This window comes from Verrucomicrobiia bacterium (assembly GCA_035574275.1).
In the GTDB taxonomy this organism is placed as follows: domain Bacteria; phylum Zixibacteria; class MSB-5A5; order DSPP01; family DSPP01; genus DSPP01.
This window is the reverse complement of sequence record DATLYY010000054.1, coordinates 1-14,910: the sequence shown is the minus strand read 5'-3', so window position 1 is coordinate 14,910 and position 14,910 is coordinate 1. Positions and strand designations below refer to the sequence as shown.

Genomic DNA, 14,910 nt, shown 5'->3' with positions numbered 1-14,910 from the left:
GGCGGGAAGCGGTAGGTATCCCCTTTTTCCACCCCTTTGACTTCGAGGCGGGAGAAGGAGTTCAAGCTGGTGTAGAGGCCGAAAAAGCGGTTCAAAATGGAGGCGAAGAGATACATCTCCCCTTCGGCGGCAAAGCCGGATTCCGCCAGTTCCAGTTCCACCTTCAAGCCGCGCAAAGCGTCCCCTTTGATGAACAGATGGTCGGGCTTGGCCGAAATTTGGCGGATGGCCTCCAGGCGCATCTCCCCGGCGCGGGCCGCCTGCCGGTCGACAAGCGCGGCGAAATTGTAGAGTTCCAAAATGCCGCGCAGGTTTTCCACGGAGAGAAGCGACAGGTAATTCAGCGAAAGATGGGAGAGGAGCCGCCAGAGAACGCCCCCTTCCAAGGGGGGCGGTATGGACGGGGTCACCCTCGTTATGTTTTGAAACGTGGCGAAGGCCGGGGATTCCGCCGTGGGGGAATTGACATCGCCCGGTTTCAATTTTTCCGGCAGGTTGCGGTTGGAGCAGATGAAGTCAACCGCCACCGTGCTGGTGGATGGGATGGCGACGGACTCGTCGCCGGTTACAAAGGAGATGTAGGTTTCCGTCCCCCTCCCCACCACGGCGGGCCTTAAAGTCAGATGGTAGTACTCGGATTTGCGCCCGCCCCGTTCCAAGGAATGCTCGTAGGAGAAAAAGGGGCGGTATTCCTTTTCCTCCACGGTGCCGGCGGTCCAGCCGGCGACTTTGGAAATGGAGAAGATTTCGTAATGCTCGGTGTTCGTCCCTTCCGGCCTTAGGCGGTATTCGGTTTTTTCCTGCTCGACGCGGATGGGGGTGGCGTGGTGCGGAAACAGATTCACGGCGGGGGTGCAGTACAAACGAACCGAACCGGCCTTGACCCGCACGGCCTCTTCCGGGCGGCGGGTGAACTCGAAAATTATTTCGAAGCGGTCCTTGATTTCCAGCCGGGAAAGCGGGGAAATATCCGTTAGCTCCACAAACAAAAACTTTTCAGGCAGGGTGAAATACTCCTGCAAAAAGCGGTAGCCGGTGAAGGCGGCGACGGGATAGGGCAAAAGGGCCTGCTCCTCCCCCCAGCCGCCGGGGCGCAACGCCTCCGGGCCGAAGGCGGTTTCTTTTCGAGTAGCGGCGTTGCGGAAGATTACCCGCTTCAAGTGATGGGTCAGCAATAAATACAACCCATAGGCGGTCTGCGGCTCGCCCGCGAGGAAAAACGAAAGGTCGGAAAGGCGTATTTTGGTCAGGTCCGCTTTTCCCATCTGGAAGCCGAGACGCAAGAACGGCGCGCCGGTGGCGGGGGTTTCCAAGGCAATATCCTTCAACGCGAAGGGATAGACGTTCAAATCGGATGTGGTCTGGAAGCGGCAGCGGGTTCCTTCCACCGGAATTGATTCCACCGCCGTGCCGCGCAATATTTTCTGCGTTTCCTGCAAGGCGCCGCCGGAGGGGTCAAATTCCAGAATCGTGGCCGAGGGAATCGGCCTTAGGTAATGCGGCCACAAAAGATTGGTAAAATTGTGGGCCAGTTCCGGCAGGTCCCCATCCAGCTTTTGGCGGATGCGGCCGGAGATGAAGGCAAACCCTTCCAAAAGCCGCTCCACGTCCGGGTCGGTGCCGGATTCGGCCAGCATCGGCGCCAGCTTGGGATACGCCTTGGCGAATTCCTCCCCCAGTTGGCGGAGGTAGGAAAGTTCGTCCTGATAGTATTTGTTGAACATCGGTTATCGATTGCCCTTGAGGCATGCGCACATTACAAAGACCAATGTGCGCCACCGAATATAAGGGGTCAATTGAGATTGCTGCATTATTCTATAACCTGGATGCCGCCGGCCGAGCCGAGCTTGGTGGTGAAGGCAAAGGTGACCGACTCCTCCTCCGTTTCCAGCCGGGCCTGGATTTCGAAGCGGATTTCCAAAGGATTGTCCGGGTCTTCCACGAACTTGAGCCGGACGCGGGACAATCTCGGCTCGTATTTTTCTATGGAGGTTTGAATCGACTCCTTGAGATAGGTCAAGGAATCCGGAAAGGCGAAGAAGCACTCGTTCAAGTCCGGCAGGCCGTAATCCGGGGCGGCCGGGGTGAAGCCGTGGCGGCAGTTCATCATCCGGCGGAGGTGCAAAATGATGGAGTCCGACAGCTTTTGCAAATCGACGCCGGAGCGACGAAAAGAAGCGGCCGGTGGTGACACCAGCCGCTCCAATAGACTGCGTTCGTTGGTTACTTTCATGAAGATGAAGACGAACGGCTACGCGACCGGGGCCTCCCAGTCGTCCATCGCCGTGATGCCGCCTTTGACGAAGACCCACTCGATTTTCTGGTAGGTGAAGGAGACCTCCTCCATTTCCGGATACTTCATGTAGTTCGGATCACGGTTTAAAAGCATGTATGGTTTCACCTCGGAAATGTTGGCGTTGGTCAGCTTGATCGTGTAGAAGTTGGTTTCCGCGCCCGCCGTCGAGGGGGTGAAGAAACGGAGCTCGAACTCCGGAATGTTCTCGTTGTTCACCAACACGTTCATCAAAAGCGGGGTGGATTTGTCGATCGGCTTGACGATGCGCAGCGGGCTGTGGACCCGCTTGCCGGTTGGAAGCCCGGAAGCCGCATCCCGGGGGGAATGGACCTTGTGGTCAAAGGCGAAGCACTCAATCCATCCCTCCCGTCCCTTTTGGGTGACGGACCCCTTGATATCTCCTTGCGTCTCGCCTTTGATTTTGACGATGTAACAATTAAGAGCCATACCGTTCCTCCTTGTACCGGCTTTGGGTTATTATTTTTTGTCCAGCTTTCCAACCAACGAGAGCGTGAAACTGGCTCCCATGTATTTGAAGTGGGGGCGCATTTTCAAATCGACTTTGTACCAGCCCGGCTCCCCTTCCACGTTGTCCACGGTAATCTGGGCCTGGCGCAGGGGGCGGCGGGAGCGGACGGACGGGGACGGGCTTTCCATATCCGCCACGTACTGGCCGATCCAGGCGTTCAGTTCCTTTTCCAAATCGGCCCGCTCCTTCCAGCTGCCTATGTTTTCCCGCTGGAGCGTCTTGATGTAGTGCGCGAGGCGGGAGACGATGAAGATGTAGGGGAGCTGCATGCCCAGCTTGTAGTTCAGCTCCGCCTCCTTCCCCTCCTTGGACTGCCCGAAGGTTTTGGGCTTCTGGCAGGAATTGGCGGAGAAGAAGCAGGCGTTGTCGGAGTCCTTGCGCATGGTCAGGGCGATGAACCCCTCTTCGGCCAGCTCGAACTCCCGGCGCTCGGAAATCAAGACCTCGGTCGGGATTTTGGTCTGCACTTCGCCGGCGGCCTCGAAGTTGTAAATCGGGAGGTTGTCCACCGTGCCGCCCCCCATCGGGCCGATGATGTTCGGGCACCAGCGGAACTTGGCGAAGGAGTCGGTAATCCGGGAAGCCAGCGTGAACGCCGTGTTCCCCCAGAGGAAATGCTCGTGGCTGCCGGAGACGGTCTCTTCGTAGTTGAAGGCCTTCACCGGGTTGTCCTTCTGGCTGTAGGGGAGGCGCAAAAGGAAACGGGGGGCGGTCAACCCGACGTAGCGGGCGTCTTCCGATTCGCGGAAGCCGCGCCACTTGGTGTGGGCGGGGCCTTCCATGATCGCCTTGATGTCCTTTAAATTGGGCAGGGTGGTATAGGATTTTTCGCCGAAGAACTGCGGACTGGCGGCGGCGATAAACGGCGCGTGGGCCATCGCCGCCACGGAGGCGCAGTACTGCAGGAGGGCGATATCCTGCGAGCCGGGGCCGAAATCGTAGTTGGCGACCATCCCCCCGACCGGGCTGCCGCCGAACTGGCCGTACTCGCGGGTGTAGACCTGCTTGTACAGCCCCGATTTGGGAATCTCCGGGGAGTCCTGGAAATCGGCCAGAAGCTCCTCTTTGGAGACGCTCAAAATCTCCAGCTTGATGTTTTCGCGGAAGTCCGTGCGGTCCACCAGAAACTTGGCGCCGCGCCAGGCGGATTCCAGCTTCTGGAAGGCGGGGTTGTGCAGGATCTGATCCAGCTGGCGGGAGAGCTTTTTGTCCAGCTCGACGATCATGTCGTCCACCAGCCGCATCTGGATTTTCTCCCCCTTCTTTTCCGGCTTGACCAGCTCGGCGATGAGGGCTTCCAGCCCCCGGCGGGCGTTGTCGTACCCCTCTTCCGGGAGCTTGGTTTCGTACAGGATTTCTTCGACCAGGGATTTTGATTCTTTTTCGTCTGCCATATCGTTCTCCTACTCTCCTACAGCAGGCCGAGCTCTTTTAAGAGCTTGTCCCGGTCGCCGTCGTTTTCCATTATCTGCGCCAGCTTTTTGCGGAAGTTGGGAATGTTCCCCAACGGCCCGCGCAAGGCCGTAAGCGCGGTGCGCAATTCCAGAAGCTTCTTCAAATCCGGAACCTGGTTCACCACCTGCTCCGGCTCGAAATCCTTCATGCTTTCGAATTTCAAGTTCACCGCGAGCTGGTCCTCCTTGTTGCCGGTGAGGGTGTTGTCCACGTTCATCGAGACGGAGAGCTTCATTTCCCGCATCACGCTGTTGAAGTTGTCCTTGTCGATGTTGATGGGCTTGCGCTCCTCCAGCGGGGTGTCGTCCGCGCGCTGGGTGAAATCCCCCAGAATCATCATCTTCAACGGGAGTTCTTTTTCCTCCCCCACGCCGGTGGCCGGCTTGTAGGTGATGTTGACCCGCTCTTTGGGGGCTACAGATCCTTCTTGAGCCATAAATAACCTTCCTTTCGCAACCTAAATTTGTTGTGGTCTAAATATACTACGCATTTGCATGTAAGCAAGTTACTTTTTTCCGAGGTTTAAGGCCATCATCGGGTCGAGCTGGCAGAGGCGGGCGAAGAGCTTCTGGGCTTTGTCCTCCGTATCCGGGAAGGCCTTGTCCTCGTCCAAGGCCTTCTGGTAAGCCCGGTACAAAAGGGTAAGCCCTTCCAAAGCCAGCCGGGGCTCCCATTCATCCAGGGAAAAGCGCCCCACTTCCCGCTCCAACTGTTCCAGGTGGGGGACGGCCACCTGCGGCAGCTTGGCGTTCAAGCAGAAACGGGCCAAGGCCAGCCGCCACATGAACTGCTCCCGCTTTTCGGCGGTCGCTTTGATTCCTTCCTGAAAGAGGTTCACGGCATCGGTGGTTTTTTTCTTTTTGAACAGCTCCCCGGCCTTTTTCACCGTCTCCGCCAGCTTTTCAGAGGCGGCCGCGGCGGACGGGCCGGACGGTTCCGGCATCGAAACGGAGGTTCCGCCGGTCAAAACCTCCGCCGCCAGCCATTTTTTGGCGTCATCGGAAGCGAAGGGGAGTTCGTCCGAAAACTTCAAATCCAAAAGCCCGGGCAGCCGGCCCAAAAGGGCTTTCAGTTCCCCCACAACCGCGGCCTTGGCGCGGCTGTATTCGGCCCCCAAACCATCCATCGATTTTACCACGTAGCGCTGCAAGTCCAGCCAGAAAATGCTCTGGCCGAAATAAGTTTCGGCCGCCTCCAGAAGCTCGGCAAAATTTTTTTCGGAAAAGAGATTCTCCCAGGCCTCCTTGACGTGGTCCGGCGGGCCGGGAAGCTGGGTCATTCCATCCTCCGCCGGTGGTAGGTCGGCCAGCTGCGACCAGACCAGGGCGCGGGTGAGCTGGTACGGGCGGGGGTCGGTCGGGTCGGCCGTCCGCCAAGCGCCGGCGACCAGAAAGCCGGCATCCTGCACGGCGGGAAAAACCTCGTCCGCCTGTTCGGGGGAGGAAATCTCGGAGGGAAAGCCCGCCCCGGTCTCCGCCGGCGCGGAGGCCGAGGCGGAAGAAGCGGCCGACGAGGCCGGGGCCGATTTTTTTTCCAACTGGGAGGAACGCTCGTACAAAGCCCGGCTCAAGTCCCCCAGCCCCGGGTTGCTTCCGGCCAGCTTTTCGGCAAGCAGGCCGGAAAGCTCCTCCATGGCGGCAATCGCTTTTTTGACCGATTCGGCGTCCGCCGGGGCGCCTTTTATCCGCTCGACGGCCCGCCCCCCTCTTTCCGAAAGCCAGGCGAACGGCTCCGAGCGCCCCTTGATGCGGGCGGGGGGCGGGAATCCCGCATCCCAGAAGTTTTTCAAAAAGTCCCGGCAGAGCTCCAGCCCGACTGCCAGCCCGGCGTACCCCTTGGTTTCCAAAAGCCCGAGCGTGAGATACGGGGCGAGCGAAAAGGTTTTGGAAACTTTCAAAAGCTCGGAGGAAAGCTCCACCACGCTCTCCCACTTGACCGGCTCCTTGTTGACGGAGTCCAGTTTTTTGATTTCGTTTTTCAACTGTTCCAGCCGGTCGTCGAAATCGACCGCCTCGCCGCCGGGGGAGGCGGCGGAGACCGGCTCGCTCCCCAGCTTTAAATAATCGGAGAGTTCAGCCACCGTAATGCCTTTCCCAATCCTTGAGGTTCAATAAACTTTTCAATTTCTCATCCGGGTCGTCCAAAACTTTGACCAAAGCCGGCGGAAGTTTCTCCTTTTGCAATTTTTCCTTTCCCAAAGCGGCCAGATTCCAGATGAAGTTGTTGTTCAAACCGGGAACCAAAAGATAAGGGAAGAAACGCCCTTCCGGGAAGCGGAAGAACAGAAAGCAGTTCCCCCCCTCCGAGGAAAAGTTCCAGAAAACCTGCAGGGGGAGTTTTGGCCGCGACAAAATCTTTTGGCAGAGGTAAATCCAGAAGGCGGCCTGCCGCCCCGCCTCCTGCGTCGAATCGGCATGCACCGGAAACTGCAGGATGAAATTGAACCGGCCGAAATCCTCTTTGCGAAGGGGAATCAAGGATTTGAAGAGGTTGTCCAAAAGCAGATATTTTTCGGGCGCTTCGACAGAACCAAAGAGCTTTTGCCAGAAATCCCCCAAGCTTTGGCTTTCGAGATAGCCGTCAAAAGCCCCCTGTCCGTCTTTCAAATAGCGCGGCAGGGAGGACGCCAACGGGCTGATTTTCTCCCCGTAGATGGCATCCACCGAGGAGGGCCAGGCCTCCGAGAGGGTCTCGCTTCCCTTTTCCAGAAAGGGGCCGAAGGCGACCGGCAGCAAATAAAAAAACTCCCCCTCCGGCCCGGCCTGCGCCGTGGAAAAGACGGAAAACGGGTAACGCCGTCCCCCCCGGTCTTTTGACGGGGTGGAAAGCCCCACCAAAACCGCCGTCGGTTCGCCGGCGTTCAGGATGAAGCCGAAACGCCGTCCCGAGTCGAACGAGGCCTCCCAGCCGTTTCCCACCAAGGCGGGAAACTGCGCCAGCCCGTCGGCCAGCCATTTTTCCAGAACCCGGGCCGCCGGGGAGGCGACGTTGGCCCGGACGAAATCGCCGAAGGCCGGCAGTTTGCCGGTGTAGCCGATCGGGGCCTGCGTTTGGTCGCTCTTGGAATTCCAGATCACGGGCAGATTTTTTCGGGCAGTTTGAAGCTTTGGAAATGTCCCCGCTGCAGAAAGTCCCCCTTCAGGCCGTATTCCGCCCGGTAGGCAAACCCGCCGCAGTCGAAATCCCAATAGACGCTTCCCCCCTGCGCCACCCCTTGGTCGAACAGCCGGAAAAGGGCCCAAGGGCCGCTGAAGCTTTTCGGTTCGCAGCGCAGCCCCTGCACCTTGAGTGAAAGCTCGCAGTTCGGGTCGGACGGTTTCCACATGAAATCCCAGGGGATTTTGACCCCCATCCGGTAGGCGAACGGGGGCTGACTTCCCAAGGTCAACTGGGCTTCCTGCACTACGCCGCGGCCGGAGGTGGGACGGAAATTGCGGGCGTCCGCCTCCAGCGTGAAAGCCAGCCCCAGCGCTTCGCCGGGGTACAAATCTTTTGCCCGCAGGGCCAGTGAGTCATACTCCGCGGAGAAGCGCATCCCTTCCTCCCGGGCGGGACGGATTTCCTTTTCCTCGAACCACAAAAGCCCCTCTTCCCTTCCGAGGAACTTTTGCATCTGCGCCACCGAGGCCTCCTTGTCGGAGGGGCTGAAGGGGTACAACCCGGCCAGTTCCCGGACAAACGGCTCGCGGATTTTTTCCTCCCAGATTTCGTTCAAGCACTGGCAGGCGTCGCCGAAGGCCGCCTCCTTGGCCGCCTCGAACGGCTTTTGCAGAAACTCCTTGGTTCCCAAAGCGTCCCAGACCACGCCGCGGGTGGCGTAGTCCCGGCGGCTGGACATGTTGTTGACCAACGATTGCAAAGCCGAGCCGCAGTTTTGTTTTCCCTTGAAGCTTTCCGCCCCCTCCTGCATCCGCTTATTCAACTCCGGCAGATCTTCCTCCAGATAGGTATCCTTGGCCGGCTTTTCCCCCCGACCTTTCAATTCGCCGCTCAACAAATCGGACAGGGTCTGGAAATCGGAGGCGAGCTGTTTTTCAAAATCATCCCCCTTCAATTCCCCTTTTTCAAGCGATTTCTGCAAAAACTCGAAGAGCTCCGAGCCTCCCCCCGCCAGCTTGGCGATTTTGCCCACGGCGTCCTCCAAGTCGGCGAAGGGGCCGACTTTTACGCCGGCAAAGAAGTTCTTCCACTGGGTGCGGTAATCCTCCCGATAGAGCCGCTTCAACTCCTGCCGGATATCGACGCCGGAACGCTCCACATTGGCCTTTAAAATCGGATTCTTTTCCATCTCCTCCGGGCTTTTTTCAAACAGCCCGGAGACCGCCTCCTCCCATCCTTTGCGGGTGTAGGCGCCGGAGAGGGGATTTCCCGAGAGAAGCTGGCTTCCCGGAACCAAATCCTCCACCCGCAGGGGGGGCAGCCGGCCCCCCGCGCGGGCAATCAACTGGTTGTAGAACTGCTTCGGCCCGAAGCGGGGCTTCAAGACCGCTTCCGCCAGGCGCACCGTTTCCCGGTTGGGGGTTATGGTGTAATCCAAAAGTTCCTCGTCGGCCCGGTGCTTCCAGTAATAATTGATCTGGTCGGACAGCATCCTTTGCCACTCCTCGTGCCGTTCGACCGGGACGTTGGATTTCCAGAATTCCCAGATTTCCTGGGCCAAAACGCTCGGCTGGGCGGCGGGGTCGTACTTCTCGGAGAGCATCCGGTAGCTGGTGAAGACATTGGAGTAGCGGTCCAAATCGGTAAGCGCGCGGGTGGTGTCGGAAAGATATTGGGCGAAGTGGTTGTGGCTGGGGACCAAAAGACTGTAGCGCAGTTTTTTCAAGAACTGCATGCGGGCCTCGCGGTTGGCTTTCTGACCGCTGTAAAGCCCCCAGTGAAGGGAAAGCGGGCTCCAGCTCTCCTCCCATTGGTCCAGCTTCTCCAAGCGCCGGAAAAGGGGCATGAGCGTTTCCATATCCCGCACCGGGTTGGCGCCTACACTGCGAACCACGCGCGCGGCTTGGTGCGTTTTTTTCAATTCGCTTTGGTTTTGGAAGAAGGAAATTAGGACCGCCGACAATATCCCGACCCCCAAAAGCAGCTGCCCCCAAATAGCGGCGAGGCGCAAATACTGGCTTTTTTTGCCGGCCTTGGTGCTGGGGGCGGCAAAGTTGCGGTCGAACAAAACGATGCGCTGGAACAGTTCCTTGATAAAATAGGCCTTGGGCTCGGACGACTTTTCCTGTTCCCGAAGGTTGCCGGAAACCCCCATCTCCCGGCTCATTTTGCCGATTACGGCGTCGATGACCGTCCCCTCCCCCTGCGTGCCGGAGGTGAAATAAATGCCGCGCACGGCGGGGTCCTGGCGGAAGCGGGAGGACTCGAAAAGGATGTCGACGAAGCGGACGAGGCGATTCTTTATTTCCTGAAACTCCTGCGGGAAAAGATAGACCCCCTGCTTTTCCTGGCTGTTTTTGTCCATTCCGAGAAGCGCATTGCGGCGGGCGGCGAGGGCGGCGGCCAAATGCTCGAACTCATCCTCGAATTCCTTGTACACGGGCAAACGGCGCTCCTCGTACAGCTTGAAGGTTGTTCCCCAGACCTGCTCCCGCTCCCGCTTTCCCATATCGCCGAAGAAATCGACAAAGCCGTGGAGCAGGTCGCATTTGGTGAAGACCAAATAGACCGGGAAGATGATGCCCAGCTGGTCCAGAAGCTCGTCGATTTTTCCCCGCAGCAGCCGGGCTTCCGCCTCCACATCCTCGCGGCCCAAAAGCTCGTCGAAGCCGACCGCCAGAATCAGCCCGTTGATGGGGGCTTTCTTGCGGGCCTTCTTTAACATTCCCACGAAGGCGTTCCACTCCACCTGATCCTGCGCCCCCCCTTCGGCCGTGTAGCGGCCGGCGGTATCCAGTATGATTCCCTCGTTGGTGAACCACCAGTCGCAGTTGCGGGTGCCGCCGAAACCGCGGATGGCGGTCGACTCCGGGCCGGAATCAAAAGCCGGGAAGGAAAGACCGGAGTTTTTGACCAAGGTCGTTTTCCCCGCGGCGGGGCGGCCGATAATCATGTACCAGGGCAAAACGTAGAGGGCGTCCCCCTTCTTCCAGCGGCTGCCGCCGGCGGAGCGCTGCAGGACGCGAATGGCGGCTTCCATCTTCTCACGCAAAGCGCGGATTTCATCCTTCAAATCGGGACGGGCGGAGAGCTCGTCGTCGCGGGCCTGCGTCGCCAAATACCCTTCCAGCATTTTGGCCTTGCGGCGGGCCAGAAGTTTTTGCACGAGCAGGTATATCAGCGCGCCAAGAATGAGAAGAACCACGGCGACGATGCACCAGAAACGGGGGATGCCGACCATCGGGCCGACGACCAAGATGATGACGGCGATTATCAAAACGCCGGTCAGGGCGCCGGCCTTGGAGCGGAGGAAATTTAGGATGAAGTTCATTGCAGGTTTCTAATCTGTTCCGCCCAGTGGGAGGCCCGCCCCGAAAGCAAAAACTTCAAGATCAAAAAGACAACGAAGACCACGCCGGATACGGCGGCGGTGATGACCCAAATCGGAAGCTGGCGGGAAACCGCCTGCAGGGTCTCCTCCGGCGGGCGCCAGTGGGGGGACAGCTCGCCGCCCGTGCCGCGCAGGCTCTTCAGTTCGCGTCCCAATTGGTCAATCAAGGGGGTTAATTCCGTAGGATTGAAAGCGTACTTCCCTTCGAATCCAAGCGCAAGGCAAATGTAAAAAACCTCCAAAAGCGGGGCTTTTTTCTGCCCTTTCAGGCGGGTCTCCTCGAGTTTATTAAAGAATTCGCTGCCGGCGATGTTTTCGCCGAAGTATTCCAAGGCCAGGGGATTGTCCCACCAGTTCCCCTTCTCCAGCCAATCGGAGCGGGAGATGGTTTCGTCGATTACGGCTACAAGTGCATATTTCGCCGCATGCAAATCATCGGGAGAGAAACCTTCTTTCAGCCCCTCTTTTTCCACCCGGGCGAAGATGCCGGAGATTTTGGCCCGCAGTTCCTTGGGGTCGCCGTAGTTCTTGCTGGTGGCCAGCGTTAAAATGAGGGAGAAAACGGGGGAATACAAATCCGCGAGACTCTTGCCGCCGGTGTGGGTGGCGGGTGTTGCGCCCGTTTCCCGCCGGAATTCCTCGAGGTTAATCTGGCGGGTTTTGAAGCGGTCGGCGGGGTTTTCGGCCATTTACTACTTACTTCCCCACCGCAATCAGTTCAACCGCGAATCCCGGGAACTGCCGGGGCGGGGCGTAGATGGAAATCGCTTTGGCTTCCTTGATGAAATCCCAGCGGTCCCCCTTGGCGTCCAGCCGGAAATAGACCAGGCCGGCCTTGCGGGGAATCACAGCGGGGGGAAGCGGAACGAAGTTCAAGGCGACACCGGGCAAATTGCCGCCGACCAGCCGGGCGATTTTGTCCGGCGAAATAATCTTGGCCTGCAGGGGAAATTCCGCTATCAGGCGGCTTTCCGGAATTTCGGCCGAGACGCCCAAGTAAAAGTGGGCCGATTCAAGCAAGCCGATATCGGCAATCGTCCCCTCGTACATTGATTCGTCCTTGCGCGTCAGTGGTATCACCGTGTAGCGCTCGGAAACGACCACTTCGAGGTACTGCTTGATTTTTTTATCCAGCTCGCCAAAAAGTTCACCCAGCTCCTCGTGGCGGTAGGGCGGGAGGGCGCGGGGCTGGGCGCCGACGTTGAAGGTGGCCAAAGCCCCCGCCAGCCGGATGAGCTCCATATAAAAATGAACCGGATGGATTTCCGGATGATTGAAGAAGTGGGCCATTGTCGGCACATGCGCGTTCACGGTTTGCAGCAAAAGGAAATTGGGAAAATCGGTGGTTGAAAATTCCGCCATCTGGGGGGTGCGCTGGCGCACTTTTTCACTTAAAGCATTTGACTTGGCGGCCAGAAGCTCGAGAATGGCGCGGGCCATATTGACGAGGTATTCGGAAGACATCAAGGACAAGGCGGGCGGAATGTAAGTTTCCCGCAATTGCAGGCCGCCGGTGGCGGCGCGCTCCACTTCCGCTATTTTAATGTAGTCGTACCCTTCCAGATTGTCGCCGGAGAAAAGGATTTTCAATTCCTTTTTGGCGTAGGCAATTTCCCTGTCCCCCTCGCCCGTGACTTCGTCCGGCAGGTTGACGAACTGCCGTTTGTAGCGGGCCTCTTTGGAATTTTCCTCCATTTTGATTCCGGGGGCGCCGGGGCGCAGGGCCGGAAGCGCGAGATAGACCGAAAGCGCGTCCCCCGATGCGCCGAAGGCCCCTTCCATCGAGCGGACTTCCGGCGGGGCGTCCACCGCGGGGATGCGGATGGGGGTGCCGTCCGGCAGGATTCCCTCGAATTCCCGTATGGTGAAAAGCTTGTTGGCCACCGCCTCGCGGTTAATTAAAAGCTTCCAGACCCCCCAGGCGAACGGGACGAGCGAGCGGAGCTGGAAGGTTAAATTTTTGTCGTGGTAGCGATCCCACTCCTGAAAGTGGTGCTGGGTTAAAAAGAGCCCTTCGCTCCAGAGAATTTTATGGTATTGGGGCATCTTATTTCTTGGGCGGCAGTTCTATTGTATTCTTGGGAACATAGAATGAGGCCTTGCCTCCCGCCGCCCCCAGCTTGACGTAGCGCCGTTCCTTCCCCCCTTCCGGCGGCTGGTTGAAATTGCCGATGACCGCCAGATAGACGTTGCTGCCGGCTTTGGATTTATCGTAGGTCAAACTGACCACTTTTTTCACCCCCGGGTCGAGGGTGATTTTCACGAGCGCCAAGGTGTCGTCGGCAAAGGAATTCCAGAAAGTGCGCTGCTGTTTCAATTCAAACAAGTCGGGGATGCTTCCCTGCATAAAGCGGTCGGGGGTTTTCAAAACGAAGGCGCGGACTTCGACCGAGTGCACTCCCCCCTGCTCGTCCCAGTTCAAGCTGTCCGCCCGGCTGTTCAAGGTCAGAACGGCTTTGCCGGCGCCTCCTCCCTTTTTAATCATGCTGCAGCCGGCGGCTGCTATTCCGATTAGCAAAATGACCGTTAGTTTTTTCAACCTATCCTCCCTCATTATTGTTATTTTTCCTCTTTTGTACCGGATTTGTTGGCCATGAAGCCGATGTATCCCTGCCGGAAGTGGGGGCGAAATTTCGCCTCCAGCTGCTGTTCTTCCTGTTGCAAAAGCTCCTCGTATCGTTTGTGAAATTCCTTCCAGAGTTTTTTGTGCTTGAAGAGCGAAAACCTGCCGCCGTTGGACATTTCCTTTTCGATTTCTTCCGGGTCAACCTTTTTCAAAAGCTCCCTTGTCCCCTCTTTTACCGAGGTGCGGAAGCCGGAGAGGAAGGCCAACTGATGGTATTTCAGTTCGTTTAAGGCCTTGTCCAAGTCGTCCGCCGCGCCGGCTTCGGCGTTGGCCCATTGGAACAAATACGGGCCGATTTCCTTCTCCCTTTCCTCCACCCGGAAAATCTGGGTGCCGGAGGAGGGGCCGGAGGCGAACATGGCGTACTGTTTTTGGAAGAGTTTGCGCCCGCGCAAAAGCTCCTTGAATTCCCGCAGCATCACGCTGGTGGCGTACTTCAGCCGTTCGCAGAAGGTTTTGATTTCCTCCGGACGCTCGAAGGTCTTTTTGTCCCCAATCAGGTAATTGGAGAGGGCCACCAACTGGTCGTAGGCGGCTTTGTGCAGTTCCGCTTCTTCTTTTGGGGGCGTTTCTTTTTTTTCTTCTTCCATTAAAACCGTCAATTCACCAAAAGCCGTTTAATTAAAAGCCCCTCCCGTTGAACATTCCAATTGCTCCACGTTTCCTTACCAATTGTCCTTTTAAGTTAATACGAAGCAAAAGATTGTCAACTTGTTAATTAAACCTAACCCCCGACCCCTTCCCGACACGGGAAGGAGAGAAATACAGTTTAGATTACGAGCGGCTTACTTCCACCTATCCCCGGCCTTCCTGATGTAATGGGCCCAGACATAGGGCCAGGGAACAACGATGGGAACCAAAATAATCCCAAACAAGCAGTCCTTGACCGATGCCGCCGTCTCCGGGTTCATTTGGCCGGCGCGCCAGAGCGGGAGCGCAAAAGCCAAGAGCCAGATTAGTTTCCAGATTAGTTCAAAGAGAAGCAACGGCAGCATTTTCAACGGATAACGAAGGCCCAAGAGCGCCAGAACCGACACCCCGGCCAGCAAGCTGGAAACGACGCCATTCGCCCAGGGCGTCGATTCGGCGTGGCGAATGACGCCGGGCCATATCGTGAATCCGAGCCCCACGATTATAAGCAGGTACATTGCCCGCAAAAGATACAGGCGGAAAGTTGAAACGTCATCAGGCATTATGCGGCTCCTCTCCTTCAACAGTTGTTCCGTTTCATATGGAGGAAGTTACGAGAACCGGAGGCCGGGAGTTCCGGTTTTCTTTATGCGCATTTGACTACCACCAGTCAGGCAGTTAACTTCTGCTATGTGGAGGCAGGAATCTCCACAGAAAGGATGATTTGATGAAGTGGTTGCGTTTTGTACTGCTCCCCTTTAGTCAAGCGGCCTGATATGGAGTCATCGGGCTGAGGTTATAGGTTTTCTCGAACCTGTTCGGCGGCTGGTAGCCCAGGGCCGAGTGCAGGTAGGTTTCGTTGTACGTTTCGATCCAGCCGTTCA

13 protein-coding genes are annotated in these 14,910 nt (G+C 57.7%); all 13 read right to left on the bottom strand.

Translation table 11 applies throughout. The features are described 5' to 3' along the window. Positions 1-1,724 (bottom strand): type VI secretion system baseplate subunit TssF (gene tssF / locus VNL73_07700; protein ID HXF49291.1); only part of this gene is annotated, 1,724 nt, incomplete at its 3' end. 86 nt (positions 1,725-1,810) lie between these two features. Next, on the bottom strand, positions 1,811-2,233 hold the full coding sequence (tssE, locus tag VNL73_07695; protein HXF49290.1) for a type VI secretion system baseplate subunit TssE: 423 nt from the start codon (positions 2,231-2,233) through the stop codon (positions 1,811-1,813). 18 nt (positions 2,234-2,251) lie between these two features. Beyond that, entirely contained in the window at positions 2,252-2,743 is a 492-nt protein-coding gene (locus VNL73_07690; GenBank protein ID HXF49289.1) for an Hcp family type VI secretion system effector, read from the bottom strand. 30 nt (positions 2,744-2,773) lie between these two features. Next, positions 2,774-4,219 (bottom strand): type VI secretion system contractile sheath large subunit, encoded by a 1,446-nt coding sequence (gene tssC, locus VNL73_07685; protein ID HXF49288.1) that lies wholly within the window; start codon positions 4,217-4,219, stop codon positions 2,774-2,776. A gap of 17 nt (positions 4,220-4,236) precedes the next feature. Next, positions 4,237-4,716, bottom strand: coding sequence for a type VI secretion system contractile sheath small subunit (tssB, locus tag VNL73_07680; protein ID HXF49287.1), 480 nt, complete (start codon positions 4,714-4,716; stop codon positions 4,237-4,239). 69 nt (positions 4,717-4,785) lie between these two features. Further along, on the bottom strand, positions 4,786-6,360 hold the full coding sequence (gene tssA, locus VNL73_07675) for a type VI secretion system protein TssA (protein HXF49286.1): 1,575 nt from the start codon (positions 6,358-6,360) through the stop codon (positions 4,786-4,788). Then, entirely contained in the window at positions 6,353-7,357 is a 1,005-nt protein-coding gene (gene tagF / locus VNL73_07670; protein HXF49285.1) for a type VI secretion system-associated protein TagF, read from the bottom strand. The genes tssA and tagF overlap by 8 nt, the downstream gene beginning before the upstream one ends. Next, complete coding sequence (gene tssM, locus VNL73_07665; GenBank protein ID HXF49284.1) at positions 7,354-10,710, bottom strand: type VI secretion system membrane subunit TssM; 3,357 nt, start codon at positions 10,708-10,710, stop codon at positions 7,354-7,356. Before tssM ends, tagF begins: the two co-directional genes overlap by 4 nt. Then, a complete protein-coding gene (gene icmH, locus VNL73_07660; GenBank protein HXF49283.1) occupies positions 10,707-11,459 on the bottom strand; it encodes a type IVB secretion system protein IcmH/DotU in 753 nt (250 codons plus the stop codon). Before icmH ends, tssM begins: the two co-directional genes overlap by 4 nt. A 7-nt stretch (positions 11,460-11,466) precedes the next feature. Then, positions 11,467-12,816, bottom strand: a complete 1,350-nt coding sequence (tssK, locus tag VNL73_07655; GenBank protein HXF49282.1) for a type VI secretion system baseplate subunit TssK — start codon at positions 12,814-12,816, stop codon at positions 11,467-11,469. Position 12,817: 1 nt separating this feature from the next. Further along, on the bottom strand, positions 12,818-13,309 hold the full coding sequence (gene tssJ, locus VNL73_07650) for a type VI secretion system lipoprotein TssJ (protein HXF49281.1): 492 nt from the start codon (positions 13,307-13,309) through the stop codon (positions 12,818-12,820). Between the two features lie 20 nt (positions 13,310-13,329). Then, a complete protein-coding gene (locus tag VNL73_07645) occupies positions 13,330-13,986 on the bottom strand; it encodes a type VI secretion system-associated FHA domain protein (GenBank protein ID HXF49280.1) in 657 nt (218 codons plus the stop codon). A 195-nt stretch (positions 13,987-14,181) separates the two neighbouring features. Then, on the bottom strand, positions 14,182-14,589 hold the full coding sequence (locus VNL73_07640; protein HXF49279.1) for a hypothetical protein: 408 nt from the start codon (positions 14,587-14,589) through the stop codon (positions 14,182-14,184). Positions 14,590-14,910: the final 321 nt, after the last annotated feature.

Excerpts from the sequence above, each read along its gene's own strand:
- tssE (HXF49290.1), bottom strand. The coding sequence starts at position 2,233 with ATGAAAGTAACCAACGAACGCAGTCTATTGGAGCGGCTGGTGTCACCA.
- VNL73_07690 (HXF49289.1), bottom strand. The coding sequence starts at position 2,743 with ATGGCTCTTAATTGTTACATCGTCAAAATCAAAGGCGAGACGCAAGGA.
- tssC (HXF49288.1), bottom strand. The coding sequence starts at position 4,219 with ATGGCAGACGAAAAAGAATCAAAATCCCTGGTCGAAGAAATCCTGTAC.
- tssB (HXF49287.1), bottom strand. The coding sequence starts at position 4,716 with ATGGCTCAAGAAGGATCTGTAGCCCCCAAAGAGCGGGTCAACATCACC.
- tssM (HXF49284.1), bottom strand. The coding sequence starts at position 10,710 with ATGAACTTCATCCTAAATTTCCTCCGCTCCAAGGCCGGCGCCCTGACC.
- icmH (HXF49283.1), bottom strand. The coding sequence starts at position 11,459 with ATGGCCGAAAACCCCGCCGACCGCTTCAAAACCCGCCAGATTAACCTC.
- tssK (HXF49282.1), bottom strand. The coding sequence starts at position 12,816 with ATGCCCCAATACCATAAAATTCTCTGGAGCGAAGGGCTCTTTTTAACC.
- VNL73_07645 (HXF49280.1), bottom strand. The coding sequence starts at position 13,986 with ATGGAAGAAGAAAAAAAAGAAACGCCCCCAAAAGAAGAAGCGGAACTG.
- VNL73_07640 (HXF49279.1), bottom strand. The coding sequence starts at position 14,589 with ATGCCTGATGACGTTTCAACTTTCCGCCTGTATCTTTTGCGGGCAATG.